This window comes from Microbacterium soli (assembly GCF_039539005.1).
GTDB classification, from domain to species: domain Bacteria; phylum Actinomycetota; class Actinomycetes; order Actinomycetales; family Microbacteriaceae; genus Microbacterium; species Microbacterium soli.
This window is the reverse complement of sequence record NZ_BAABCP010000001.1, coordinates 2,164,800-2,188,202: the sequence shown is the minus strand read 5'-3', so window position 1 is coordinate 2,188,202 and position 23,403 is coordinate 2,164,800. Positions and strand designations below refer to the sequence as shown.

The 23,403-nt window shown below is 64.8% G+C and carries 23 protein-coding genes and 2 pseudogenes; 9 read left to right on the top strand and 16 right to left on the bottom strand.

Features of this window, described 5'->3' with window-relative positions:
• Positions 1–4: 4 nt before the first annotated feature.
• The 3 genes and pseudogenes from ABD770_RS10315 to ABD770_RS10305 all read right to left on the bottom strand — a co-directional run.
• Entirely contained in the window at positions 5–796 is a 792-nt protein-coding gene (locus ABD770_RS10315; protein ID WP_344819464.1) for an ABC transporter permease, read from the bottom strand.
• Between the two features lie 42 nt (positions 797–838).
• Positions 839–1,870 (bottom strand): ABC transporter substrate-binding protein, encoded by a 1,032-nt coding sequence (locus tag ABD770_RS10310; RefSeq protein WP_344819463.1) that lies wholly within the window; start codon positions 1,868–1,870, stop codon positions 839–841.
• Positions 1,871–2,237: 367 nt separating this feature from the next.
• Positions 2,238–2,345 (bottom strand): annotated as a pseudogene (locus ABD770_RS10305) (IS481 family transposase); the annotation flags it as partial.
• A gap of 66 nt (positions 2,346–2,411) precedes the next feature.
• Between ABD770_RS10305 and ABD770_RS10300 the strand changes: the two are divergent.
• On the top strand, positions 2,412–3,038 hold the full coding sequence (locus ABD770_RS10300; RefSeq protein WP_344819462.1) for a transposase: 627 nt from the start codon (positions 2,412–2,414) through the stop codon (positions 3,036–3,038).
• A 36-nt stretch (positions 3,039–3,074) separates the two neighbouring features.
• On the opposite strand, the gene ABD770_RS10295 is transcribed toward ABD770_RS10300, so the two are convergent.
• The gene (locus ABD770_RS10295; protein ID WP_344819461.1) at positions 3,075–3,743 is read right to left on the bottom strand and encodes a FadR/GntR family transcriptional regulator; all 669 of its coding nucleotides are present in this window, start codon (positions 3,741–3,743) and stop codon (positions 3,075–3,077) included.
• 176 nt (positions 3,744–3,919) lie between these two features.
• On the opposite strand from ABD770_RS10295, the gene ABD770_RS10290 reads away from it, so the two are divergent.
• The 3 genes from ABD770_RS10290 to ABD770_RS10280 all read left to right on the top strand — a co-directional run bounded on the left by ABD770_RS10290 (position 3,920) and on the right by ABD770_RS10280 (position 7,776).
• Entirely contained in the window at positions 3,920–5,722 is a 1,803-nt protein-coding gene (locus tag ABD770_RS10290) for a 2-isopropylmalate synthase (protein ID WP_344819460.1), read from the top strand.
• Positions 5,723–5,731: 9 nt separating this feature from the next.
• Positions 5,732–6,691, top strand: coding sequence for a cyclase family protein (locus ABD770_RS10285; protein ID WP_344819459.1), 960 nt, complete (start codon positions 5,732–5,734; stop codon positions 6,689–6,691).
• Positions 6,692–6,960: 269 nt separating this feature from the next.
• Complete coding sequence (locus tag ABD770_RS10280) at positions 6,961–7,776, top strand: VOC family protein (RefSeq protein WP_344819458.1); 816 nt, start codon at positions 6,961–6,963, stop codon at positions 7,774–7,776.
• Positions 7,777–7,908: 132 nt separating this feature from the next.
• On the opposite strand, the gene ABD770_RS10275 is transcribed toward ABD770_RS10280, so the two are convergent.
• The 3 genes from ABD770_RS10275 to ABD770_RS10265 form a co-directional block, all read right to left on the bottom strand.
• On the bottom strand, positions 7,909–8,520 hold the full coding sequence (locus tag ABD770_RS10275) for a dihydrofolate reductase family protein (protein WP_344819457.1): 612 nt from the start codon (positions 8,518–8,520) through the stop codon (positions 7,909–7,911).
• A 57-nt stretch (positions 8,521–8,577) separates the two neighbouring features.
• The gene (locus ABD770_RS10270) at positions 8,578–9,519 is read right to left on the bottom strand and encodes an RNA polymerase subunit sigma-70 (RefSeq protein WP_344819456.1); all 942 of its coding nucleotides are present in this window, start codon (positions 9,517–9,519) and stop codon (positions 8,578–8,580) included.
• A 77-nt stretch (positions 9,520–9,596) separates the two neighbouring features.
• The gene (locus ABD770_RS10265; RefSeq protein WP_344819455.1) at positions 9,597–9,899 is read right to left on the bottom strand and encodes an antibiotic biosynthesis monooxygenase family protein; all 303 of its coding nucleotides are present in this window, start codon (positions 9,897–9,899) and stop codon (positions 9,597–9,599) included.
• Positions 9,900–10,153: 254 nt separating this feature from the next.
• Between ABD770_RS10265 and qcrB the strand changes: the two genes are divergently transcribed.
• Positions 10,154–11,755, top strand: a complete 1,602-nt coding sequence (gene qcrB, locus ABD770_RS10260) for a cytochrome bc1 complex cytochrome b subunit (protein WP_425562748.1) — start codon at positions 10,154–10,156, stop codon at positions 11,753–11,755.
• A 122-nt stretch (positions 11,756–11,877) separates the two neighbouring features.
• Complete coding sequence (gene sigJ, locus ABD770_RS10255) at positions 11,878–12,804, top strand: RNA polymerase sigma factor SigJ (RefSeq protein ID WP_344819453.1); 927 nt, start codon at positions 11,878–11,880, stop codon at positions 12,802–12,804.
• A 239-nt stretch (positions 12,805–13,043) separates the two neighbouring features.
• On the opposite strand, the gene ABD770_RS10250 is transcribed toward sigJ, so the two are convergent.
• The 6 genes from ABD770_RS10250 to nrdH all read right to left on the bottom strand — a co-directional run bounded on the left by ABD770_RS10250 (position 13,044) and on the right by nrdH (position 18,167).
• A complete protein-coding gene (locus ABD770_RS10250) occupies positions 13,044–13,490 on the bottom strand; it encodes an SRPBCC family protein (protein ID WP_344819452.1) in 447 nt (148 codons plus the stop codon).
• Positions 13,487–13,822 (bottom strand): ArsR/SmtB family transcription factor, encoded by a 336-nt coding sequence (locus tag ABD770_RS10245; protein ID WP_344819451.1) that lies wholly within the window; start codon positions 13,820–13,822, stop codon positions 13,487–13,489. The genes ABD770_RS10250 and ABD770_RS10245 overlap by 4 nt, the downstream gene beginning before the upstream one ends.
• A gap of 488 nt (positions 13,823–14,310) precedes the next feature.
• Positions 14,311–15,291 (bottom strand): class 1b ribonucleoside-diphosphate reductase subunit beta, encoded by a 981-nt coding sequence (gene nrdF, locus ABD770_RS10240; protein WP_344819450.1) that lies wholly within the window; start codon positions 15,289–15,291, stop codon positions 14,311–14,313.
• A 40-nt stretch (positions 15,292–15,331) separates the two neighbouring features.
• On the bottom strand, positions 15,332–17,506 hold the full coding sequence (gene nrdE, locus ABD770_RS10235; RefSeq protein WP_344819449.1) for a class 1b ribonucleoside-diphosphate reductase subunit alpha: 2,175 nt from the start codon (positions 17,504–17,506) through the stop codon (positions 15,332–15,334).
• Positions 17,473–17,922, bottom strand: coding sequence for a class Ib ribonucleoside-diphosphate reductase assembly flavoprotein NrdI (nrdI, locus tag ABD770_RS10230; RefSeq protein ID WP_344819448.1), 450 nt, complete (start codon positions 17,920–17,922; stop codon positions 17,473–17,475). The genes nrdE and nrdI overlap by 34 nt, the downstream gene beginning before the upstream one ends.
• Before the next feature lie 11 nt (positions 17,923–17,933).
• Positions 17,934–18,167, bottom strand: coding sequence for a glutaredoxin-like protein NrdH (gene nrdH, locus ABD770_RS10225; protein ID WP_344819447.1), 234 nt, complete (start codon positions 18,165–18,167; stop codon positions 17,934–17,936).
• A gap of 376 nt (positions 18,168–18,543) precedes the next feature.
• Between nrdH and ABD770_RS10220 the strand changes: the two are divergent.
• Both ABD770_RS10220 and ABD770_RS10215 read left to right on the top strand, forming a co-directional pair.
• Positions 18,544–18,735, top strand: a pseudogene (locus ABD770_RS10220) (MFS transporter); the annotation flags it as partial.
• A 186-nt stretch (positions 18,736–18,921) separates the two neighbouring features.
• The gene (locus tag ABD770_RS10215; RefSeq protein WP_344819445.1) at positions 18,922–20,091 is read left to right on the top strand and encodes an acyl-CoA dehydrogenase family protein; all 1,170 of its coding nucleotides are present in this window, start codon (positions 18,922–18,924) and stop codon (positions 20,089–20,091) included.
• Here ABD770_RS10215 and ABD770_RS10210 read toward each other — a convergent pair whose 3' ends face one another.
• Positions 20,092–20,364: a metal-sensitive transcriptional regulator gene (locus tag ABD770_RS10210; RefSeq protein ID WP_344819444.1), complete on the bottom strand. Its 273-nt coding sequence runs from the start codon at positions 20,362–20,364 to the stop codon at positions 20,092–20,094.
• 113 nt (positions 20,365–20,477) lie between these two features.
• Between ABD770_RS10210 and ABD770_RS10205 the strand changes: the two genes are divergently transcribed.
• A complete protein-coding gene (locus ABD770_RS10205; RefSeq protein ID WP_344819443.1) occupies positions 20,478–21,761 on the top strand; it encodes a DUF445 domain-containing protein in 1,284 nt (427 codons plus the stop codon).
• A 33-nt stretch (positions 21,762–21,794) separates the two neighbouring features.
• Here the strand turns inward: ABD770_RS10205 and ABD770_RS10200 are convergent, their stop codons facing one another.
• Entirely contained in the window at positions 21,795–22,439 is a 645-nt protein-coding gene (locus ABD770_RS10200) for an SDR family oxidoreductase (RefSeq protein ID WP_344819442.1), read from the bottom strand.
• Positions 22,440–22,496: 57 nt separating this feature from the next.
• Positions 22,497–23,396, bottom strand: coding sequence for an agmatinase family protein (locus ABD770_RS10195; RefSeq protein WP_344819441.1), 900 nt, complete (start codon positions 23,394–23,396; stop codon positions 22,497–22,499).
• Positions 23,397–23,403: the final 7 nt, after the last annotated feature.

Genomic DNA, 23,403 nt, shown 5'->3' with positions numbered 1-23,403 from the left:
GCTTTCACCGGCCTTCCCAATGCAGAACACGCTTCTTGAGAAGCAGCAGAGCCCCATCCAGCAGCACACCGATCACGCCGATCGCGATGATGCCGACGTAGACCACGGGCAGGTTATAGAAGTTCCCCGCTTCCATGATCATGTAGCCGAGACCCCTGTCCGCCGCGACGAGTTCGGCCGCGACGATGAGCGCCCAGGCGATGGAGATCGACGTGCGCAACCCCGAAATGATGTGCGGCATAGCACCGGGGACCAACACACGCATGAAGAGCTGACTCGACGACATCCCGACGTTCTTTCCCGCGCGGATCAAGATATCGGGCACGGTTCTGACGCCCGAATGAGCACTCAAGACCATGTAGAGGAACGCAGCGTAGAAGATCAACACGATCTTGCTCATCTGGCCGATTCCGAAGTAGATCACGACGAGCGGGATGAACGCGATGGGAGGGATCGGACGGAAGAACGAGAACGTGAGAGTGAGCAGATTGTCCGCCCACCGGTAGTACCCCATCAGCAGCCCGACCAGGATGCCGGCGATCGCAGCGAGCACAAACCCGCTGAGCGCCCTCGTCAGCGACGCGACGATGTGTTCCTGCAGGGTCACTGCATGGAAGCCCTCCGTGATCAGGCCGGCCGCCACCTCGAACAGCTGAGTCGGACTGGGAAGCTTGGAGGTGTCCACGAGGCCGCCGTATGTGACGACGCACCACACCGCCACCAGCGCAAGCGGCCCGAGGAATTGCAGGGATCTGTCAGAGAGCAGTCGCTTGGCTCGAGAGATTGACTGTGTCATCTCGCCCCTTCCCTATACCTGTACGGACGCAATCCTTAACGCTCACTTCGCATCGAGGTACGACCGGAGGAGGCTTGAATCCACTCGACCGGCCACAGCGCTCTCCGGAAGAGCCGTCGCATCGATGAACTCACCCTCGACGAGCTCGCCATGAATGAAGAGGATGTCCGCCTCGAGCTCGTCCGACTCCATGTAGTCCACGGTGTCCGCGAGTGCGGGGGTCGGAACCTCATCGAGGATCCGCAGCGCGTGCGGCTCGGAGACGGCCATGATCGACGCGATCTCACGGGCGACCTGGCTCCGCTCGGATTCCAGGAGATCCGTGCCGTGATCGAGGGCCTCGATGAACTTGGTCGCCTCCTCCGGATGATCGGTGAGCCACTCGCTGCGGGCGAACCAGAGTTCCGGATCCGGCATTCCTGCCTGCTTCTCGGTGATGAGCTCCTCGGCGCCGGCTTCTTCCAGCAGGTATGTGATCGGCGCCCATGTGGAGACCGCATCCACCTCACCACGGGTGAAGGCGGGCACCATCTGCGAAGTCGTGAGGTTCTTCAGCTCCACATCAGCGAGGCTGAGCCCCACCTGCTCAAGCGCGGCCTTCACGGTCAACCAGCCGGTCGTGCCCAGAGAGACGCCGATCGTCTTGCCTCGGAGATCCTCGACACTCCCGATCGTCTCGGAATTCACGACGATCTTGTTGGCAAGGTCCGAGGCCCCCTCCAACGCGATCACCTTCGCATCGACCCCGGCCTGAAGCGCCACAAGGAAACCGGGCGTTCCGGAGAACGCGACGTCGATCTCACCCGCCTGCAGCGCCAGGTTCTTCGACGGGCCATCGTTGAAACGCACGAACTCAACGGGGAGGCCGATGTCGTCGAAGGTACCGAGCGCTTGTGCGGCGTAAAAGCGAAGTTCAGTTCCGGTGTGCCAACCGATGCGGACCGTTTCATAAGTCTCCGAGTCATCCGCGGGGGCCGACCCTGAAGGGGAGGGGGACGAGCACGCAGCAGCGCTGAGTGCGAGTGCGAACGCTCCCAGGATTGCTCCCGCTCGGACCAGTAGTGATGACGTCATCTCGGCTCCTTCACCTCGTGCCGTCGGTCGCCCTTACAACCGTCAGCTGCTCGAATAGTGAGTGCAGTCCATCATGCATACGTATGCATGTCAACTTTCGCTCCACAATCCGCTGCGTAGCAGGTATCCCGATGGTGCTCATCTCCTGATCCGGGACTGAGCACCGTGGACAGGGAATCGAGCGCGGCGCCAGCATCCTCATCGCAGGATCCGATCAGTCTCCGCGATGCACGCCAATCAGCTTCTTTCAGGGCGTGGCACTTCCGGCACCTAGGGATGCCCGTTCATCAAGTTCCACGCAGAGGAAGGGCCCCGATCCTGCAACTGAATGCAGGCTCGGGGCTCTGCTTGATCCTGGCAAGAGCACCTAGGTGTGATGTCCAGGCAGGTTGTTTTCGATCCTGCTGATGGGTGGGGCTCCGATTGCGGAGTGGTGCCTGTGATGATCGTAGAAGTGCAACCAGCCGGGTAGCGCCTGCCTGCGAGGACGTGCTCACATACGTCCAGCAGCGGGCGTCGCTTCAGGGCGAGATCGACCGGGTTGTGTCGGTGGTTTCCTCGATCGCGCGCGTTCACCAGCACGGCGCGACCCTCACGCGGGACGCAGGGGGTTCCATCGAACCTCAAGAAATCCGGGCCAGCGCCGCCTGACCACGCAATCGGTCGATCCCGGGGAGGTTTGGCGCGGCCGCTCGCGTTCGTTCTCACAGGTGGGCGGGTCGCGGACACGAGCATGTTCACCGACGTGCTCGACGAGATCCGTGTCCCTGGGAAGGGGCCTGCGCGCACGAGGCCGGAGCGGGTGCTCGCGGATAAGGGCTATCCACCGAAGAAGGACCGGACTTGGCTGCGCGAGCGGAGCACCAAGGCCACGGTCCCCGAACGCGCCGACCAGATCGCGAACCGGCACAAGCATCGGGGCAGGCCGATCGACTTCGGCGACGAGCAGAAGAAGCGCCACAAGGGTCGCAACGTCGTCGAGCGGTGCTTCAGCTTCGTCAATCAGTGGCGGGGACTCGCGTCCAGATACGACAAGATGGCCTGCTCATACGCGGCAGGGGTTTGCCTCTCCGCAGCATTCCAATGGATTTGGCAACGCGACCCAGGATATTTGACGCCAATCGAGTTCGCGATCAGCATGGGCAAGAACCTGACTCTCGCAGCCTAACCAGAACTGTCGTCTGTTCCCGCGCCATGCCCGAAGTCACGAGAGAGCGTCTTTCAGCGACAGGAGGTGTGCACGACTGAGGCCTGCCGCCGCGGTGGCGTCATGGTTCGCGATCGCGTCAACGATGTCGACATGAACCTGGTGATCGTCATCACTTCCGAAGTGCGTCCTGATGCGGAGCATCTCGATCATGGTCTGCCGCAGTCTCGGGGTGAAGCTGTCGAACAGTTCCAGCAGGATCGGGTTGTGCGCCGCGGCGATGATCGCCCGGTGCACCGCTGTGTCCGTATCGACGTGCGATTCGATCTCTGCTCGGTGCTCGCTGCGGGAGGTGAGCGCTTTGCGGATTGCGCGGAGGTCTGCCGGAGTGCGATGTTCGGCGGCCAAGGCCGCAGCCTCAGTCTCGATGGCCACACGAGCTTCGATCACCGCGATGATGTCCGCGCGCCGCAGCACGCTCTCCCACTCAACAGGGACGTCGAGAGCGGTGACGAACACTCCTGAGCCTTGCCTCGAGGCGAGCACGCCGCGTCCGGCGAGTTGCCGGATCGCCTCACGCACCGTCGACCGGCCCACACCGAGCTGCGGGGCGAGAGTCGTCTCTCCAGGCAGTTTCTCGCCGAGTCCCCACTCGCCGGCCTTGATGCGCTCCAACAGCAGATCAGCGGCCTGATCTGCGAGGGGCGTGCGTACCACTTGCGCCATGATTTCATTTTAACTGCTCAACTTGTCTGAGGACTTATGCTAAATTTGCGGCATGTCCTCTTTCGAGTTCCTCCTTCTCCTTCGCTGCCACGGCGGGGTCTAGTCAGATCGGCTCCTCGTCGTGGAGCCGATGCCTGTGCCGGTCAGCCGACGGAATAGTTGAAGGAACCCTTGACATGACGACGACCTCGTTCCCGCGCATCAGCTCCCCCGCTGGCGCTGTACCTGATCAGGCTCCCGCGTGGAACCGCCAGCGGCACTCGCAGATGCCGTCCCACCGCTACACCGACGTGTACTCGCGCGTCGAAGTGCCACTGACCGAACGTGACTGGCCGAACAGGCGCCTCACCGTCGCGCCGTTGTGGGTGCCTGTCGACCTGCGCGACGGGAATCAGGCGCTGGCCGAGCCGATGGACCCTGCCCGCAAGCGTCGCTTCTTCGAGTTGATGGTCACGATGGGCTACAAGGAGATCGAGGTCGGCTACCCGTCCGCGTCGCAGACCGACTACGACTTCGTCCGCCTGATCGCCGACACCGGCATCGCCCCGGACGACGTGACGATCGTGGTGTTCACTCCGGCCCGCCGCGATCTGATCGAGCGCACCGTCGCCTCGATTCAGGGAATCACCAACCCGATCGTGATCCACATGTACACCGCCACCGCACCGACCTGGCGCGACACGGTGCTCGGCTACTCGCAGGACGACCTCAGAGAGCTGATCCTGGCCGGTGGCCGCGACGTGCTGGAGTTCGCCGGCGACATGCCGAACGTGCGGTTCGAGTTCAGTCCCGAGGTGTTCAACCTCACCGAGCCCGACTACGTGATCGACATCTGCGACGCCATGACCGAGCTCTGGGACGCGACCCCGCAGCGTCCGGTGGTCCTGAACCTGCCCGCCACCGTCGAGATCGCGACCCCGAACGTGTACGCCGACCAGATCGAGTACATGCACAAGAACCTCGCCCGCCGCGACTCGGTGATCCTCTCCGTGCACCCGCACAACGACCGGGGCACCGCGATCGCCTGTGCGGAACTCGCGGTACTGGCCGGCGCGCAGCGCGTCGAGGGATGCATCTTCGGCAACGGCGAGCGCACCGGCAACGTCGACATCGCCACCCTCGCGCTCAACCTGCACGCACAGGGCATCGACCCGATGATCGACTTCTCCGACATCGACGAGATCCGACGCACCGTCGAGTACTGCAACAGGCTTGATGTGCACGCCCGTCACCCCTACGTCGGCGACCTCGTGCACACGGCCTTCAGCGGCACGCACCAGGACGCGATCAGGAAGGGCTTCGCAGAGCACCACGCCCGCGCCGCCGCTGAAGGTCGGCCCGAGAGCGAGATTGAGTGGCGGGTACCGTACCTGCCAATAGACCCTGCCGACATCGGGCGCAGCTACGACGCCGTGATCCGCGTCAACTCGCAGTCCGGCAAGGGCGGCATCGCCTACCTGCTCGAGACCGGATACGGCATCGAACTGCCTCGGCGGCTGCAGATCGACTTCGCCCGGCACATCCAGCAGCACACTGACGTCACCGGCGGCGAAGTCACCGCGGCCGAGTTGTGGTCGATCTTCCAACGTGTCTACCTGTCAGACGGTTCGGGCGACAGGGCTCCGATCGACCTGGTCGGTTTCGAGGCCTCGGAAACGGACCAGCACGCGCAGACGACGATCGTGCTCCGCGTCGACGGCCAAGAACAGAGCAGCACGCACTCCGGTGTCGGCCCGGTGGAGGCCCTCACGGCAGCGCTCGATGCTCACGGCTACCGGGTCGAGATACTCAGCTTCCACCAGACCAGCATCGGCACGGGCGACGACAGCGATGCACTGACGCTGCTGGAGTACCGCACCGAGAACGGCACGGCTTGGTCTGCAGGACGCGAACGATCCGTCCTTGCTGCGAGCATGGACGCCGTGATCACCGCCGCGACGGCAGTCGAGCGTGCTCCTTCAGGAACAGCCACGAGATAGGGAGGGCTGATGAACGCAGGAGACAAACGAGTCAGTTGCGATTTCGAGGTCGAGTTCGCGAACGGCGGCGGAATCCAGGGGCAGGGCTTCCGGTTGGATATCGACGGAGATGATATCGACGACGTGACGCTGGCCGAGTACATCATTCGCGATCTGCGTCTTCTGATGGTCAGTGAGGTTCGGATTCGCAGCAAGAGCATCATCGTCGAGTCGCACAAACGATCGCCCATCGAACGCACCCGCTTCTCAGACGACGAGTCGCATCGAGCATCGATCGATTTGAGTCACACGATCGCCGACGGCATGGTGACGTATGCGGGACTGCCCTCTCCGATGATCTTCCCGCATCGTTCGCGGATGGAGTCGAGAGCGCATTACACGAGGGGCACCGAGTTTCAGATCGATCGCATCGACATGGTCGGCAACACCGGCACCTACATCGACGTGCCCTTCCACCGCTACCACGACGGTGACGACCTCGCAGAAGCACCGCTGAGCCGACTCACGAACCTCCCCGGCGTGGTTGTCAGAGTCTCCGGAGCGATGGAACGGGCAATCGACTGGCATCACTTCGCCCCTGTCGACTGCCGAGGCCGCGCGATACTCGTGCACACCGGGTGGGATGAGCATTGGGGAACCGACGACTACTTCTCCAGGCACCCGTACCTCACTGAACGGGCTGCAGAATATCTTCGCGATCAGGGCGCAGCCCTCGTGGGCATCGACTCGCTGAACATCGACGACACGGACGGCGGCACCCGCCCCGTGCACTCCGCGCTTCTGGAGGCAGGCATCCCCATCGTCGAACACCTCTGCAACCTCGAGGCAGCACCCACGGAGGATTTCGACTTCACAGCCGCTCCTCTGAAAGTCGAGAGCATGGGGAGCTTCCCCGTTCGAGCGCACGCAATACTGCCGCCGAGAGTGTCGAGAACACACGGGGCGGCATCACGACCCGGTGCCGGGTGAGCAGCGAGGCAGACCGAGCACGCGACCAGTTCGGAAGATCCACTCCCGGAGACGTTCTGCCCCGAGCGGTGACTATGGCGTCGCACGGACAACGACCAACGAGCCATCGAAGATCGGTTGTCGCTGCAGGAAGCCTTCTCGATCTTTCCGCGGTCATGCGACAGCTCTTTCATACGTCTGCACCCGAACTGTCTGAAGAGATGGGCTCATTCAGGCCATCGCCTCTGGCTGCTTGCAGGTGACGTAACGTGAGCTTCTATAGTCGGGGCATGGAATGGCAGGAATCGCCGGACGACCCGCGGGCTGACGCCGGAACATGGAAAGTGGGCAGGCTCGCTGAACTCACAGGAATAACAGTGCGAACACTTCGACACTACGATCAGATCGGACTTCTGCAACCGTCGGCGACTACGAGCGGGCAGCACCGCGTCTACGATCGGGACAACGTGACGAGACTGTATCGCATACTGGCATTGCGTGGGCTCGGGTTCGGGTTGGCCGATATCAAGTCATTGCTCGACGACCCGCAGTGGGATCTACGAGCAATGGTTTCCCGCCATCTCGCGGACACAGAGCGCACCGCAGAGGTCGTCACCAGGCTCGCCACTCGGCTGCGTGCGCTTGACGGGGAACTCGATCGTTCCAGCGAGACGCCACCTGAGGAGTTGTTCACGCTTATCGAGGAGATGACGATGTTGGACACTCCCGTCCGTAGAACAACCACCCTGCTCGTGTACGAGGATCTTGCAGCAGCACACGCGTACCTGAGCCAGACTTTTGGACTTCTGGCCGGGCCTCTCGAACGCGATTCCGACGGGCGAGCCGTTCACGCCGAACTCTACGCAGGGGACCAAGCCATATGGCTTCATCCGGTCGGCGAGGGATATCGCTCACCCCGCGAACTGGGGGCAGTCAGCGGGATGACTGTGATCCTCGTCAACAGCGTCGATGATCATTATCGCCTTGCCATCGAACACAATGCTGACATCGTCGAGGCTCCCGTCGATCAGCCCTATGGTGTTCGCGAATACGGCGCACGGGACCTTGAAGGCCACCTGTGGTACTTCCACAGTCCTCTCCCATGACCACGAATGCAAGGAACGCCCCCGTACTGCTGTGTATCCGCCGCAAGCGAACCTGAAGCTCGACGGCTCCCCAACAGGACGCCTCCTCGCGTGCCTGAGCTCATCGAGCGCGAGGTTCCACTGGTTCGCGCCTCACGGCCACCTCCTGCATACCCTGTAGCGAAGCTGCACGTTCGACGACCGGTCGTACCGGCGGCTCTCGAGCAACTCGAGGTCGACGGGTGCATCGAAAAGCCTCACCCCAGTGCCAAGCGAGACTGGGCTGACCAGCAAGTGCAGCTCGTCGATCAGGTCATGGCCGAGAAGCCAGTTCCATGTTCGCCGGCTCGCGAAGATCAGGATGTCCTCGCCACTGGACAGTTTTGCATCACGAAGCCAATCGAGGGCCTGGCCGCGAGGCAGGAGTGTGGTGGTTTGGACCCAAGGGTTGTCCGAAGCGATCGGGCCGCCATCGCTGACGACGACTTTCGGGAGTATGTTGTAGCGGCGACTGATGGCCCGGTTCACCTGGCTGAAACGGCGAGCGTCGGGTCCATCGGCAGCTGGGGCGTCGGCGATAAACGGCCAGTAGGCGCTGAACCCGTCGAAGGATTCTCGCCCCAGCAACACCGTACTCGCGGCATTGATGCTGTCGAGATTGGATTCATCGAAAGCCCCATCCATATTCAACACCAGCGGGTTACCGGTACTGTCGGCGTAGAAGCCGTCGAGTGAGACGATGTTGTTGACGACGATCTTGCGCACAATGTGCTCCTTCCGTCTGCGAGCGTCAACACATCAGATGCACCCTGCCGCAAAGATTCATCGCTTACCCGGAAGTTCTTTCGCCCATTCGACGCACATCGGGCCGACGAACGATGCCAGCCATTCGAGTTGTCCGTCACGCAGGTGCAGGATCATCAGTGCCCCAGGTCGCCACTCGCCTTCCCAGAACTGTTCACCAAACACCGCTGGATGACCGTTCACCTCATCCACCTTGTGCACCCTCCAAGGCGTGGCGAACACGCTCCCGCGCAAAAATGTGGCGATGTCGGTGCGCCCCTCGAACCAGGCAGGCAGCGGAGGCATTGTGAACTTCGCCTGCTCGGTGAGCAACGCGATCACGCCTTCGACATCCCCTGAAGTGAAGGCCGAGACGAAGGCGCGCACGGCTGCCTGGTCAAGCTCGGGGTTCTTACTCTGCTGGGCCTGCGGCTTTCGCCGAGCCAACGTCTTGCGTGCACGCTGCAGTGCGCTGTTGACTGAAACCGACGAAGTGTCGAGGATATCTGCGACTTCGGCAGCCGAGAACTCCAGCACCTCCCTCAGAATCAGCACCGCGCGTTGAGTCGCGGGCAAGTGCTGCAGTGCTGCGATCCATGCGAGCTCGATATGTTCTCGCCGTTCGACCGCGTGTTCTGGGCTTGTGATGTCACGGAACGGTTCCACCCAGCGCGCATCTTCACGTGGTGCGGCGAGCTCTGAAGCAGGGTCGCTGGCGGCAAGGTGGTCCCAGGACAGTAGTCGCGGTCCCCGACGTTCGATGAGGCGGAGCGCCGTATTCGTGACGATGCGATAGAGCCACGCACGAAGTGCGAGCTGATCACGGAGCCTCGAGTAGCCACGCCATGCAGCAAGCAGGCCTTCCTGTACGGCGTCTTCGGCGTCTGCAGTCCCTGCGGTGAGCCGGTAAGCGTGGAGGAAGAGCTCACGCCGGTAAGGAGCGACAAGCCTGGCGAACTCATCCGCATCGACCGCTGCCATACTCGATCTTAGCTTTACCGGGTGAGGTCCCGCTGCCGAGTCCGCCGGGCGGAAGACACCCGGCGGACTCAGAGGACTCAGGCGGTGAACTCGGAGACGACCATGTAGACGCCAGGGCTCGCTGTCGCGATGTCGGCGGTGCGCTGGACGAACTTCGCTGCAGCGGGATCGGCTTGGGTCGCTTTCACATCATCCATGCTCTCCCAGCGCGCGATGTTCACGACTCGGGACTTGTCCGGGCTGGCGAGGATCGTGACCGAGATGAATCCGGGTCGCTTCGAGATGACCTCGGTGGTGCCCTCGTTCAGAATGTCGATCACCTCCTGCTGTCTGGACGGGTCGACGTCGATGACGTTGATGAACGTGACAGGACGTGCCATGCTCGGCCTCCTCAACTTGCGGTCGGCATCCAGACTCGACGCGAAACGGCCCCGCCCGGACGAAGAGCAGACGATCGCCCGCTCCGAGAGGAAGACGACGCAGCGCCGTGAAACGTGAGGACATGCGGCGAGTCAGGCTCTGACCTCACGTTCAGCTCGACCATCTCGTCCTCATTGCGGATCGGGCGTGTGCCCGGTCTTGCCGAGGGAAGGATGCGTGGTTGGCTCACACACGGCGTCAAAGCACTCAGGTCATGGAACGAGTCGAGCAATGGTTCGGCGAGCGAACGAACATCATGACCACGCTTCGGTCATGGCGTGATCGTGCGGCTCCCGACCACTGGTCGTCACTGCTCGGGCAGATCGCGGTCGCGAGTCTCATCGTGTGTCTACTGACCGGGGTGTTTCTCGCGTTCTTCTACGACTCATCGACCGGCACGGTCGTCTACGACGGCGCGTACGAACCGATGCGGGGTGTGGAGATGTCGCGCGCCTTCGATTCGACGTTGCGGCTCTCACTCGACACCCGTGGTGGACTGCTGACGCGGCAGCTCCACGCGTGGAGTTCGTCGTTGATGATCGCGGCGCTGATGCTGCACATCCTGCGAGTGTTCTTCACCGGCGGCTTCCGCAAGCCGCGGGAGTTGACGTGGGTGCTGCTTTTCGGTGTCCTGATCCTCGGCATGGCGGAGGGGTTCACCGGGCACATCCTTCCTGATGACATGCTCTCCGGCTCAAGTCTCGCCGTACTGGACGGCCTGCTCAAAGCCCTCCCGGCCGTGGGCGCCCGGCTTTCGTTCTTGGTCTTCCAGGGCGGCTATCCCACCGCCGCGGTGACGACGTTCTACCCATTGCATGTGATCCTCCTTCCTGCCGTGCTGGTCGCTCTTGTCGTCGTGATCGGCTTGCTGAACACCGTGCACGGCCCCGAACAGCGCACCGGACCGGGTCGCACGGAACGCAACGTCGTCGGCAAGCCTGCACGCGCCACCGCCGTGAAGAGCGTCGGCCTGTTCTTCATCGTCACCGGCGCATTGACCGGGATCGCAGCGACCGTGACGGTGAACCCGGTTTGGCTCTACGGCCCTGCTGATCCGGGCAACGCCTCCGCAGGCGGCGGCGCGCTCTGGTATCTCGCGTTCCTCGACGGCGCGCAGCGCCTCGTACCGCCCGGATGGGAGGTCCACTGGGCAGGATGCACATGGGCACTCGCGATCCTGGTACCGCTCGCGGTGTGTGCCCTCTTCCTGCTGACCGCGATGATCTACCCGTTCATCGAAGCGTGGATCACGGACGACCGGCAGGAGCGGCGTCTCCTGACCCGACCGCGCAATGCTCCCACCCGCACGGGCATCGGAATCGCTGGGGTCGTGTTCTACGCAGTGCTCTGGCTCTGCGCCGCCAGTGACCTGATCGCCTGGCATTTCTCTCTCAGTGTGGAGCAGGTGGTCCTCGTGCTCCAGTGCCTGCTCGTCCTCGGCCCCGTCATCGGGTTCACCATCGCCAAGCGCGTCTGTCTGGGACTGCAACGCAAAGACCGCGAGATCGCGGTGCACGGGCACGAGTCCGGGCGGATCGTCCGGATGCCAGGCGGCGGGTACGCCGAGGTGCACCAGCCCGTCACACCCTCCGAACAGTGGATGCTCCTGAGCCACGAAAGGAACGAGCCCTTGATGCTCCGCCCCGATCAGGAGGGACGCATCCATTTGAGCGACCGTATCCGCGTCGCTCTCTCGCAATGGTTCTTCCGCGACCGCTTCGCCCCGGTCATGCGCCCGGAACGTCACGTGCCAGACGACCACACACCGGCATCAGTGGCCGGACGCGCAGGTCCCGAGGCGTCCGCCGCGTCCTGACCGGACTCATCGGTCGGGTGGCGGACCTCACGCTTCTGCAGGCTGTCTCGTCCTATTCGCAGAAGCATGTGATCCGATAGAGCCAGAGCGTCGGCGCATCCGTTCGACGGAAGGAGGAACTCATGACCACTCCAGGTCACTTCCGCCGAGCCGAATCCCCCGAGCTCGGCGACGCGATCGGAGAGCGTGGCGTCCTTCTCGGGTTGTGCTACCGGATCCTCGGCTCCATCGCTGATGCCGAAGATGCCGTGCAGGAGACCTACATGCGCTGGTACCGACTCAGCGACACCGACCGGCGACAGATCACCTCGCCACGAGGCTGGCTCATCAAGACCGCCAGCCGCATCGGCCTCGATATGCTCACAACCGCCCGCGCACGCCGGGAGCAGTACGTGGGCGAATGGCTCCCCGAGCCCATCCCCACAGCCGGCGCCTGGACGAGTCATCACGACACGAGTCCCCTAGATCCCGCCGACCGGGTGAGCATGGACGAATCGGTGTCGATGGCGCTGCTGATCGTCCTGGAATCCATGACTCCAGCAGAGCGGGTCGCATTCGTCCTCCACGATGTGTTCCGATACACATTTCCCGAGATCGGAGAGATCGTCGGGCGCAGCACCGAGGCCTGCCGTCAACTTGCCTCTTCCGCGCGTCGTCGAGTACGGAACGCGCGTCGCTCCATGACCGCTCCCACCGAGCACGCCGCCGTCGTGCGATCGTTCAAGGTCGCGTGGGAAACAGGCGACCTTGTCTCGCTCATCGGCCTGCTCGACCCCGACGCGACCGCCATCACCGATGGTGGCGGGCTGGTCTCCGCAGCCATCGAGCCTCTGCTCGGTGCTGACGAGGTCGCCCGGTTCTTTCTGAACGTCAAGAACCGGCAGCCTGATCTCACGATCCGCGAAGAACTCGTCAATGGCGAGCCCGGCCTCGTCGTCACCGGAGGCGGACAGACTCTTGCGGTCATCTGCCTCGGCCATCACCACGGCAAGATCGCTCACATCTGGGCAGTTCGCAATCCGGAGAAGCTCGCGGCTTGGGGCGGATGAAGCCTCATTCGTCACCGTGTCTCGTTCTGCACCGTGCTCTGCTTGAAGCCGCATCCTCGACGAGTATCCGAACGTGACGACCGCGTGCGAGAAGATCTCGAAACGGTTGCGGGTCGAGGCCGAGTCATTGCGCCGGTGGATGCGTCAACCGCAGGCGACGGGGCTGCTTCTCTCGGGCGATCACCGGCGTCGATCTCGACGTGGATCACCCACCCGCCACAGCCGGTCGGCGCGTGGCTTCAGCCCACCACAATCTGTTCGAGCTCGTCCAAGAAGCCCTGCCAGCCGTGGAGGACACCAACTTGTTGCTCGGGTGTGAAGCCGGGGGTCTCTTGGGTGAAGTGCATGTGAGTGCCGCCGCCGATGGGCGTCAGCTCCACGACGATCCGCGCTCGGCCTTCTTCGGAAGGCTTGTCGGTGATGGTGAGAACCAGTCGCGTGTGCGGGACGACTTCGACGAACTCGCCAGTCCAGTCGATGGTGTTGCCGTCCGGCAGCACCATCTGCGCGGTCCACGTCCTCCCCGGTTCGGCGACGAAGTTCAGGCTGTCGAGCGGCACCTGGACGTCTTTGCCTCCGAACCAGCGCGCGAAGTGCTCTGGAGCAGTCCATGCGGTGAACACCGTAGGAAGATCCGCAGAGAAGTCACGGTCGATGACGATTCCATCAGGGGTAGTTCCGGTCATGGTTTCTCCTTGTCCGTCAGTGAGCTCAGGTGCTCGTCGAGGGCGTCAAAGCTGTCGGTCCAGAACTGCCGGTAGTCGTCGATCCATTCGGCCGCCTCCCTCAGCGGCCTCGCGTTGAGAAACGCAGGACGGTATTGCGCCGTGCGCCCTCGACTCACCAGGCCCGCGACTTCAAGAACACGCAGGTGCTTGGAAACCGCCGCGAACGACATCTCGAACGGTTCGGCCAGTTCACCCACCCCCGCAGGGCCGCGGGACAACCGGGCCAGGAGAGCACGTCGCGTGGGATCACCCAGCGCCGCGAAGATACGACTCAACTCATCTGTCGCCATGCGAACCGCTCTCAAATACTCAACCAAACTGTTCTATACCTAATGGTTAAATTAGATCAGAGGATCCTCTCCCGTCAAGCCGGCCCGGTCCCCGGAACGCGCCGCGCTGAGCGATCGTCGATCACCGCCATCCTCCTCGACCCCCAGACCGATCACGGATTGTCAAGTAGTTGAACGACGTCACCGTGAGCTGCCTGCAAGGGCTCGTCGTGGCCGGCCTGAGGTCGGCGGGCGGATTTGGAGTTGGTGCTCCGTCCGGTTGTGACCCGTGAATCGTCCGGCCTTTCTGCGACGTGCCACGGGGCACGGCTTCAGGAGTGCGCGCGACCCGGATTCAGGTCACGTGCCGCCCCATCGCCTGACTCTCAGGTGAGCCCGTACCTCCTCGTACTCGGCACAGAGGGCGCAAAAGAGGCCGGGACCCGCAGAAATCTGCAGGTCCCGGCCTCTTGGAAGCCTTCGCGGGCTTCACAGGGAATCCGGGGCTCCTAGAAGTCCCAATCGTCGTCCTCGGTGGCCTCGGCCTTGCCGATGACGTACGACGAACCGGACCCCGAGAAGAAATCGTGGTTCTCGTCAGCGTTCGGCGACAGGGCCGACAGGATCGCCGGGTTCACGTTGGTGACCGTCGAGGGGAACATCGCCTCGTAGCCGAGGTTCATGAGCGCCTTGTTCGCGTTGTAGTGCAGGAACTTCTTGACGTCCTCGGTCAGGCCGACGCCGTCGTAAAGGTCCTGCGTGTACTGCACCTCGTTCTCGTACAGCTCGTACATGAGCGAGAACGTGTAGTCCTTCAGCTCGTCGCGGCGCTCCGGCGTCTCGGTCTCCAGCCCGCGCTGGTACTTGTAGCCGATGTAGTACCCGTGCACAGCCTCGTCGCGGATGATGAGGCGGATCAGGTCGGCGGTGTTGGTCAGCTTGGCGTGCGACGAGAAGTACATCGGCAGGTAGAAGCCCGAGTAGAACAGGAACGACTCCAGCAGAGTGGAGGCGACTTTGCGCTTGAGCGGGTCATCGCCACGGTAGTAGTCGATGATGATCCGCGCCTTCTTCTGCAGGTTCTGGTTCTCGGTCGACCAGCGGAAGGCCTCGTCGATCTCCTTCGTCGACGCGAGCGTCGAGAAGATCGAGGAGTAGCTCTTGGCGTGCACGGACTCCATGAACGCGATGTTCGTGTACACCGCCTCCTCGTGCGGGGTGATCGCGTCGGGGATCAGCGAGACGGCGCCGACGGTGCCCTGGATCGTGTCGAGCAGCGTCAGCCCCGTGAACACGCGCATCGTCAGGAGCTGCTCCTGCTCGGTGAGCGTGTTCCACGACTGCACGTCGTTCGACAGCGGCACCTTCTCGGGCAGCCAGAAGTTGCCCGTGAGTCGGTTCCAGACCTCGAGGTCCTTGTCATCCTCGATGCGGTTCCAGTTGATCGCATCGACATGGCTGACCAGCTGCAGCTTCGGGGAGGGAGTCATCGTTCTTCGTTCCTGTTCTGAAAGTGTCCGTGCCGACGCATCACAGCATGCAGCTGACGCACTCGGACATGTCCGTCCCCTCGAGTGCCAGCTGACGCAGACGGATGTAGTAGATGGTCTTGATGCCCTTGCGCCAGGCGTAGATCTGCGCCTTGTTGATGTCGCGAGTGGTGGCGGTGTCCTTGAAGAACAGCGTCAGCGACAGACCCTGGTCCACGTGCTGGGTGGCGGCCGCGTAGGTGTCGATGACCTTCTCGTAGCCGATCTCGTACGCGTCCTGGTAGTACTCCAGGTTCTCGTTCGTCATGAACGGCGCCGGGTAGTACACGCGTCCGAGCTTGCCCTCCTTGCGGATCTCGATCTTCGAGGCGATCGGGTGGATCGACGAGGTCGAGTTGTTGATGTAGGAGATCGACCCGGTCGGCGGCACGGCCTGCAGGTTCTGGTTGTAGATGCCGTGCTCGCGGATGCTGTCACGCAGCTCCGCCCAATCCTGCTGAGTCGGGATGAACTTGCCCGCGAACAGCTCCTTGACCTTCTCGGTCTCCGGTGCCCAGGCGCGCTCGATGTACTTGTCGAAGAACGCCCCCGACGCGTACGTCGAGTCCTCGAAGCCGTCGAAGGCCTCACCGCGCTCGATCGCCAAGCGGTTCGAAGCGCGCAGCGCGTGGAAGAGCACCGTGTAGAAGTAGATGTTCGTGAAGTCGATGCCCTCCTCCGAACCGTAGTGCACGTGCTCACGGGCGAGGTATCCGTGCAGGTTCATCTGCCCCAGCCCGATCGCATGCGAGCGGTCATTGCCGTCCTCGATCGATCGCACCGAACTGATGTGGCTCTGCGTGCTCACCGCGGTCAGCGCACGGATCGCCGTCTCGACGGTCTTGCCGAGGTCGTCGGCGTCCATCGCGAGTGCGATGTTCATCGAGCCGAGGTTGCAGGAGATGTCCTTGCCGATCTGGTCGTACGACAGGTCGGTGTTGTACGTGGTGGGCGTGTTCACCTGCAGGATCTCGCTGCACAGGTTGGACATGTTGATGCGGCCCTTGATCGGGTTGGCCTTGTTCACCGTGTCCTCGAACATGATGTACGGGTAACCCGACTCGAACTGGATCTCGGCGAGGGTCTGGAAGAACTCGCGGGCGTTGATCTTGGTCTTCTTGATGCGCGCGTCATCGACCATCTCGTAATACTTCTCGGTGACCGAGATGTCCCCGAAGGGTACACCGTAGACCCTCTCGACGTCGTACGGGGAGAACAGGTACATGTCCTCGCCCTTCTTCGCCAGCTCGAAGGTGATGTCGGGAACGACCACGCCCAGCGACAGCGTCTTGATGCGGATCTTCTCGTCGGCGTTCTCGCGCTTGGTGTCCAGGAACCGCAGGATGTCGGGGTGGTGCGCCGACAGGTACACGGCTCCGGCTCCCTGGCGCGCGCCGAGCTGGTTGGCGTAGCTGAAGCTGTCCTCGAGGAGCTTCATGACGGGGATGATGCCGGAGGACTGATTCTCGATCTGCTTGATGGGCGCCCCCGACTCGCGGATGTTCGACAGCAGCAGCGCCACGCCGCCGCCGCGCTTGGAGAGCTGCAGCGACGAGTTGATGCCGCGGGCGATGGACTCCATGTTGTCCTCGATGCGCAGCAGGAAGCAGCTGACCAGCTCACCGCGCTGCGCCTTGCCCGCGTTGAGGAAGGTCGGGGTCGCCGGCTGGAAGCGGCCGGAGATGATCTCGTCGACCAGGTCCGTCGCCATCTGTTCGTTCCCCTCGGCGAGCGCGAGAGCGGTCATCACGACGCGGTCCTCGAACCGCTCCAGGTAGCGCTTGCCGTCGAAGGTCTTCAGCGTGTAGCTGGTGTAGTACTTGAACGCGCCGAGGAACGTCTCGAAACGGAACTTCTTCGAGTACGCGAAGTCGTTGAGCTTCTGGATGAACTCGAACGAGTACTGGTCCAGGACGGCGGGCTCGTAGTACTGCTTCTCCACCAGGTAATCCAGGCGCTCCTTGAGGGAGTGGAAGAACACGGTGTTCTGGTTCACATGCTGCAGGAAGTACTCGCGTGCGGCGCGCTTGTCGGCGTCGAACTGGATCTTCCCGTTCGCGTCGTACAGGTTCAGCATCGCGTTCAGCGCGTGGTAGTCCAGCCCCTCGTACGCGGGGTTGACCTTGAACTCCACCTGGCTCGTCACTGCCTGCTCGTCAACTGCGGTGTCCACCATCGTTCCAATCCGTCGCTCACGCGATCGACATCGTCGGGCGTGCCGAATACCTCAAGCCGGTACAAGTGCGGCACATGACACTTGCGGCTCACTATCTCGCCGGCGAGGCAGAACGACTCGCCGAAATTGGTGTTCCCCGCGGAGATGACTCCACGGATCAGGCTCCGGTTGTGCTCGTCGTTGAGGAAGCGGATGACCTGTTTGGGAACGGCTCCCCTCTCCTCCCCGCGCCCCTGACCGCCCCCGTAGGTGGGGGTCACGAGCACGTACGGCTCGTCGACGACGATCTGCTCGTCGCCTCGGTGCAGGGGGATGCGGAGAGCGGGAAGCCCGAGCTTCTCGATGAAGCGTGCGGTGTTACCCGAGACGCTCGAGAAGTAGACCAGGAGCGGCGCGGAGGTCGCGACGGCGCTCATGGCCTCTCACCTCACGCCAGACGAGCCGCGAGCTCGTCGATCTTGTCGGGGCGGAAGCCCGACCAGTGGTCCTCGTCGGTGACCACGACCGGTGCCTGCATGTATCCGAGGGCCTTGACCTGCTCGAGCGCCGTCGCATCCTCGGAGAGGTCGTGAACCTCGTACTCGATGCCCTTCGCATCAAGGGCACGGTAGGTGGCGTTGCACTGCACGCACGAAGGCTTCGTATAGACCGTGATCGACATGATTTCTGTCTTCTTCCCCTCAGATCTCAGCTTTTCCCCGGCAGACCCCCCGCCGGGACTTCAATACTACATATAGGTACGGACATTGCGGCCGACCACTAGGGGTAGTAGTTACATCTGTGTAGTTTTCCACCGCTCTCCCCTGTTTCAACACAGCTTGTCCACGGATCCTTCCACAGCCGCGCACCGGCGTCGAAGACCCGGGAACCGCGTGTTCCCGCGGCTCCCGAGGACTTCTGCGGGATCCATCCACAGGCCGCACGCTACGCCCCACCACCGACATCCGATTTCCTGTGGAGAACCTCCTTCGGCGTGTCGCGGCGTGTCGCACCTGGGTCCCTCACGCGCCGTCGTGAGCGGCGGATGGTGTTCTCGGATGGCGGGTCATCGGGACCTCCTGCGCACACCGGGAGTCGGGCGCATCATCGCCGCGCAGCTGGTGGCCCGTCTGCCCAACGGCATGATGAGCCTCGCGATCCTCCTGCACGTCGAACGGCAGACCCGTTCGTACGGCGCGGCAGGCGTCGTGCTGGCCGCCGCCGGCATCCTCATCGACCTCGGCGGTCCCACCGGCGCCTATCCGGCGGCCATGCTGTTCGCCTGACCGGCCTCGTCGTCTCCGTCGTGTTCGTCCGCGCGTTCCCGGATCCGGGGGCCGGGGCCCCAGCCCGTATCCGGACACCGAGACCCTCAGCATCCCTATCGTGGACGACTGACCCTGCCCCGACACCCGCACGAGGCATAGGCTGGGCGCGTGAGCACCTTCGACGCCGCGGCTTTCCTCCCCGACGACCTGCTCGAGCGCATCCGCGAGCGAGCGGTCGTGCACGACCGCGAGAACACGTTCCCGCAGCAGGATCTCGACGAGCTCCGCGCCGCCGGGTACCTGTCGATCCTCGTGCCGACCGAGCTGGGCGGGGCCGGTCTGGGCCTCGAGCAGGCGGCGCTGCTGCAGCAGCGCCTGGCCACGGCATCCTCCGCCACGGCGCTGTCGGTGAACATGCATCTGGTCTGGACCGGCGTCGCGAAGGTGTTCAGCGACCGCGGCGTGCCGGGTCTCGAGTTCGTGCAGCGCGGCGCGGCTGCCGGTGAGGTGTTCGCGTTCGGCATCAGCGAGGGCGGCAACGACCTGGTGCTGTTCGGCAGCGACACGGATGCCGAACCACGGCCGGACGGGGGATACTCGTTCACCGGCACGAAGATCTTCACCTCGCTCGCCCCGGTGTGGACCAAGCTCGGCCTGCACGGCCTGGACACGACCAGCGCGGATGCCCCGAAGCTGGTATTCGCGTTCATCGACAGGACGGATGCCGTGGTCACCAGCGACGACTGGGACACCCTCGGCATGCGGGCGACGCAGAGCAGGACGACGCGGCTGAACGGAGCGATCGCGACGCCGGAGCACGTGGTGCGGCGCATCGATCCGGGCCCCAACCCCGATCCGATCGTGTTCGGCATCTTCAGCGTCTTCGAGCTGCTGCTGGCGTCGGTGTACACCGGCATCGCGCGGCGGGCGCTGGATCTCGCGGTCGACACCGCCAAACGACGGCGATCGAAGAAGAGCGGCACGACGTACAGTCAGGATCCCGACATCCGCTGGCGGATCGCCGACATGGGTCTGGCCTACGATGCCCTGCCGCCGCAGATCGCGTCGCTCGCGCACGACGTGGATGCGCGGGGCGACCACGGCCCGCGCTGGTTCACGCTGCTGTCGGGCGTGAAGCACCGCGCCGTGGTGATGGCCAAGCAGGTCGTCGACGAGGCGATGCTCGTCGCCGGCGGCGGCTCGTACTTCACCTCCGACGAGCTGTCCCGGCTGTACCGCGACGTGCTGGCGGGGATGTTCCACCCCTCCGACCCGGAGTCCGCGCATGCCACGGCGGCCAGCGCCTGGCTCGGGCCGCTGGAGACGCCGGACGCCTGATCAGCGCCGGTCGAAGTCGAACGCCTTCAGCAGCTCCGCGACCGCGGTCTCGCGCTCGTCACCGCCCCGTTCGAACATGTCGGTGACGTGCGTGCGCAGGTGGTTCTCCAGCAGCAGGCGGTTCAGTGATTCCAGCGAGCGCTGCACGGCACGCGACTGCGTGATGATGTCCATGCAGTACTCCTCGTTCTCGATCATCCGTGCGATGCCGCGCAGCTGCCCCTCGAGGATGCTGGTACGGTGCAGGGCACGCTTCTTGATGTCGTCGATCACCCTTTGAGGGTAACCGGATCACGGCGAGAACGGATTGAACGCCCTCACCCCGGGACGTCGAAGTCCCTCCCCCGCACGCGGTGCGCGGCGCGCCCCGTGGCAGACTGACCTACATGTCCCGCACCCCGATGGCGCTGCTGTCCCCGGCCGATCAGGAACGGCTGCGGAGCCTGCGCCGGATGAAGGCGGTGGCGCTGGGCGCACTGATCCTCATGGCCGTGGTGTTCGTGTTCGCGTTCTGGTTCGAGCACCGCATCCCCTGGCTCGGCTACGTGCGCGCGGCCGCTGAGGGCGGCATGGTCGGCGCGCTGGCGGACTGGTTCGCCGTGACGGCGCTGTTCCGGCATCCGCTGGGCGTGCCCATCCCGCACACGGCGATCATCCCCAACCGCAAGGACGAGATCGGCCGCACCCTCGGGGAGTTCGTCGAGACGAATTTCCTCTCCGGCCCCGTCGTGCGCGACAAGCTCTCCCGCACCGCCCTGTCGCGTCGGCTCGGCGAATGGGCGCGCGAGCCCGTGCACGCCGAGCGGGTCGCCGCCGAGGCCTCGACCGCGGCATCCGCCGTGCTGCGCGCGCTCAGTGACGACGACGTGCAGAGCCTCATCGCCGACCTCGCCCGCCGTCACCTCATCGCCCCGGACTGGGCGCCGTCGGCCGGGAACTGGCTCGAGCGCATCGTCCGGGCCGACGCTCACCGGGGTGCCGTGGACCTGGCCGCGGACAGCATCGCCGCCTGGCTGGACGCCAACGCGCAGGCCTTCCGCGGCCTCGTGTCTCGGCGTCTGCCCGCCTGGGTGCCGCGCCTCGCGCACCGCTTCGTCGACGAGACGGTGCATCACGAGGCCGTGCGCTTCGTGCAGGCCGTGCAGGCCGACCCTCGGCATCCCGCACGGCTGGCTCTCGACGGCTACCTCGCCCGGCTCGCCGAGCGTCTGCAGCACGACCCCGCCATGCGCGAGCGGTTCGAGGGCGCCAAGGCCGCCGTGTTCGACAGCCCGCGCGTCACCGGCCTCGCCGCCGAGGTCTGGAACACCGCGAAGGCGGGCCTTCTCGCGGCCCTCGCCGACTCCGACAGCGGGCTGCGGCGCCGCGCGGCGTCCGCCGTCGCCGATATCGGGCACAGACTCGCGACCGACCCCGTTCTCCAGGGCCGCGTGGACGGCTGGGTGACCGACGCCGCGGTCTTCCTCGTCGACCGGTACCGGCACGACATCGCCTCGATCATCACGGACACCGTCGAGAGGTGGGACGCGGCGGAGACGACCGAGAAGATCGAGCTGATGGTCGGCCGCGATCTGCAGTACATCCGTCTCAACGGCACGGTCGTGGGTGCACTGGCGGGCGCCGCGATCTTCGCCGTCGCGCACGCGCTCATCCCGGCGCCGATCGGCTGAGGCGGCGCAGCAGCCACGAGACGGGGCGCCTGCTCAGCCCGCCAGCGCCCGGGCGATGGGCACCGTGCCGTCGTTGAAGCGGATCGTCCTCCGCGTGGTCGCGGGTTCGACGAGCGCCTGCGCGATGACCTGCGCCACGTTCGCCCGGGACACCCGCCCTGAGGCATCCGCTTCGACGTCGATGAGACCGGTGCCCTCGTCGAGCGTCAGCGAGCTCGGTCCCAGGACGGTCCACTCCAGCGACGTCGCGCGCAGGTACTCGTCGGCGGCGGCCTTGGCCTCGGCGTAGGCGTGGAACGAGTTCGAGGCGGGGATGCCGTGCTGCGGGGACGAGCCGAAGTACGACACCATGATGTACCGCCGCACCCCGGCATCCTTGGCCGCGTCCATCGAGCGCACGGCCGCGGCGAAGTCCACCGCGTGGGTGCGGGCCGGGTCGCCGCCGCCCGCACCGGCCGACCACACCACCGCGTCGTGGCCGCTGATGACGCCCGCCAGCGACGGGCGGTCCTCCCGTTCGACGTCGAACACGACGGGGGCCGCCCCGGTGGCGCGCACCTCCTCGGCGTGAGCGGGATTGCGGATCAACGCGGTCACCTCGTCGCCGCGGGCGACGAGGACGGGAGAGAGCAGCAGGGCGACCTTGCCATGGCCGCCGATGACGAGTATCCGAGCCATGCCCCCACGGTACCGGGATCGCGACCGGAACACGCGATTCCCCGCGGGAGCAGGGCCCTAGCGGGACGCGAGGCCGGCCAGCAGCTCCAGCACGCACAGCGCGGCCAGACGCACCGTGCGGCCGTCCTCGGCATCCGCCTCGGCATCGACCTCGGCGATGTCGGCGCTGACCACGCGCGGATCCGCGGCGAGCGCGCGCACGAGCGCACGCAGCTCCCATGCGGCGAAGCCGCCGGGGACGCTCGCCGGGCACCCCGGCACGGCGGCCCGGTCGGCGGAGTCGACGTCGACGTCCAGATGGATGCGGGATGCCGCACCCGCGACCTCCCGTGCCTCCGCTGCGACCTCATCGATGCCGCGGCGGCGCACCTCGTCGAGGGTGATGACGCGGATCCCCCAGTCGGCCGCGCGCCGGGCGTAGGCCGCCGAGTTGGCGAAGTCGGCGATCCCGATCTGCACGATCCGCTTCGGGTCGATGCGCTCTCCCTCGGGGGCGTCCTGCACGAGCCTGCGCACCGGAGATCCGTTGGAGACGCCGTCGCGCAGGTCGTAGTGCGCGTCGATGGTGACCAGGCCCCCGGCGCCGGCACCACGGGCGACGGGATAGGTGAGGGAGTTGTCGCCGCCCAGCGCGATCACCAGCCGCGCGTCGGCGGAGAGCTCCCGCACACGGTCGACCGTGCGCTGCACGCCCTCGTCGCCGTCGGGCTCGTGCACGTCACCGGCATCCGCGATCCGCAGCACCTCGTTCACGTCGACCGCGGGCGCGCCCAGGAGCGTGGCGCTGTACCGCGGGAGCGCGGCGCGGATGGCCGCGGGCGTCGCGTGCGCGCCGGTGGCCGAGATCGACGTGCGCCAGGTGGGGACGCCCAGCAGCACGGCATCCGACTTCTCTCCCGGCGCCGGGGCGGGCCAGGATCCGGCCCGGGGCCAGAGCTCGTCGTGCGGAAGCGCCATGTCTTCG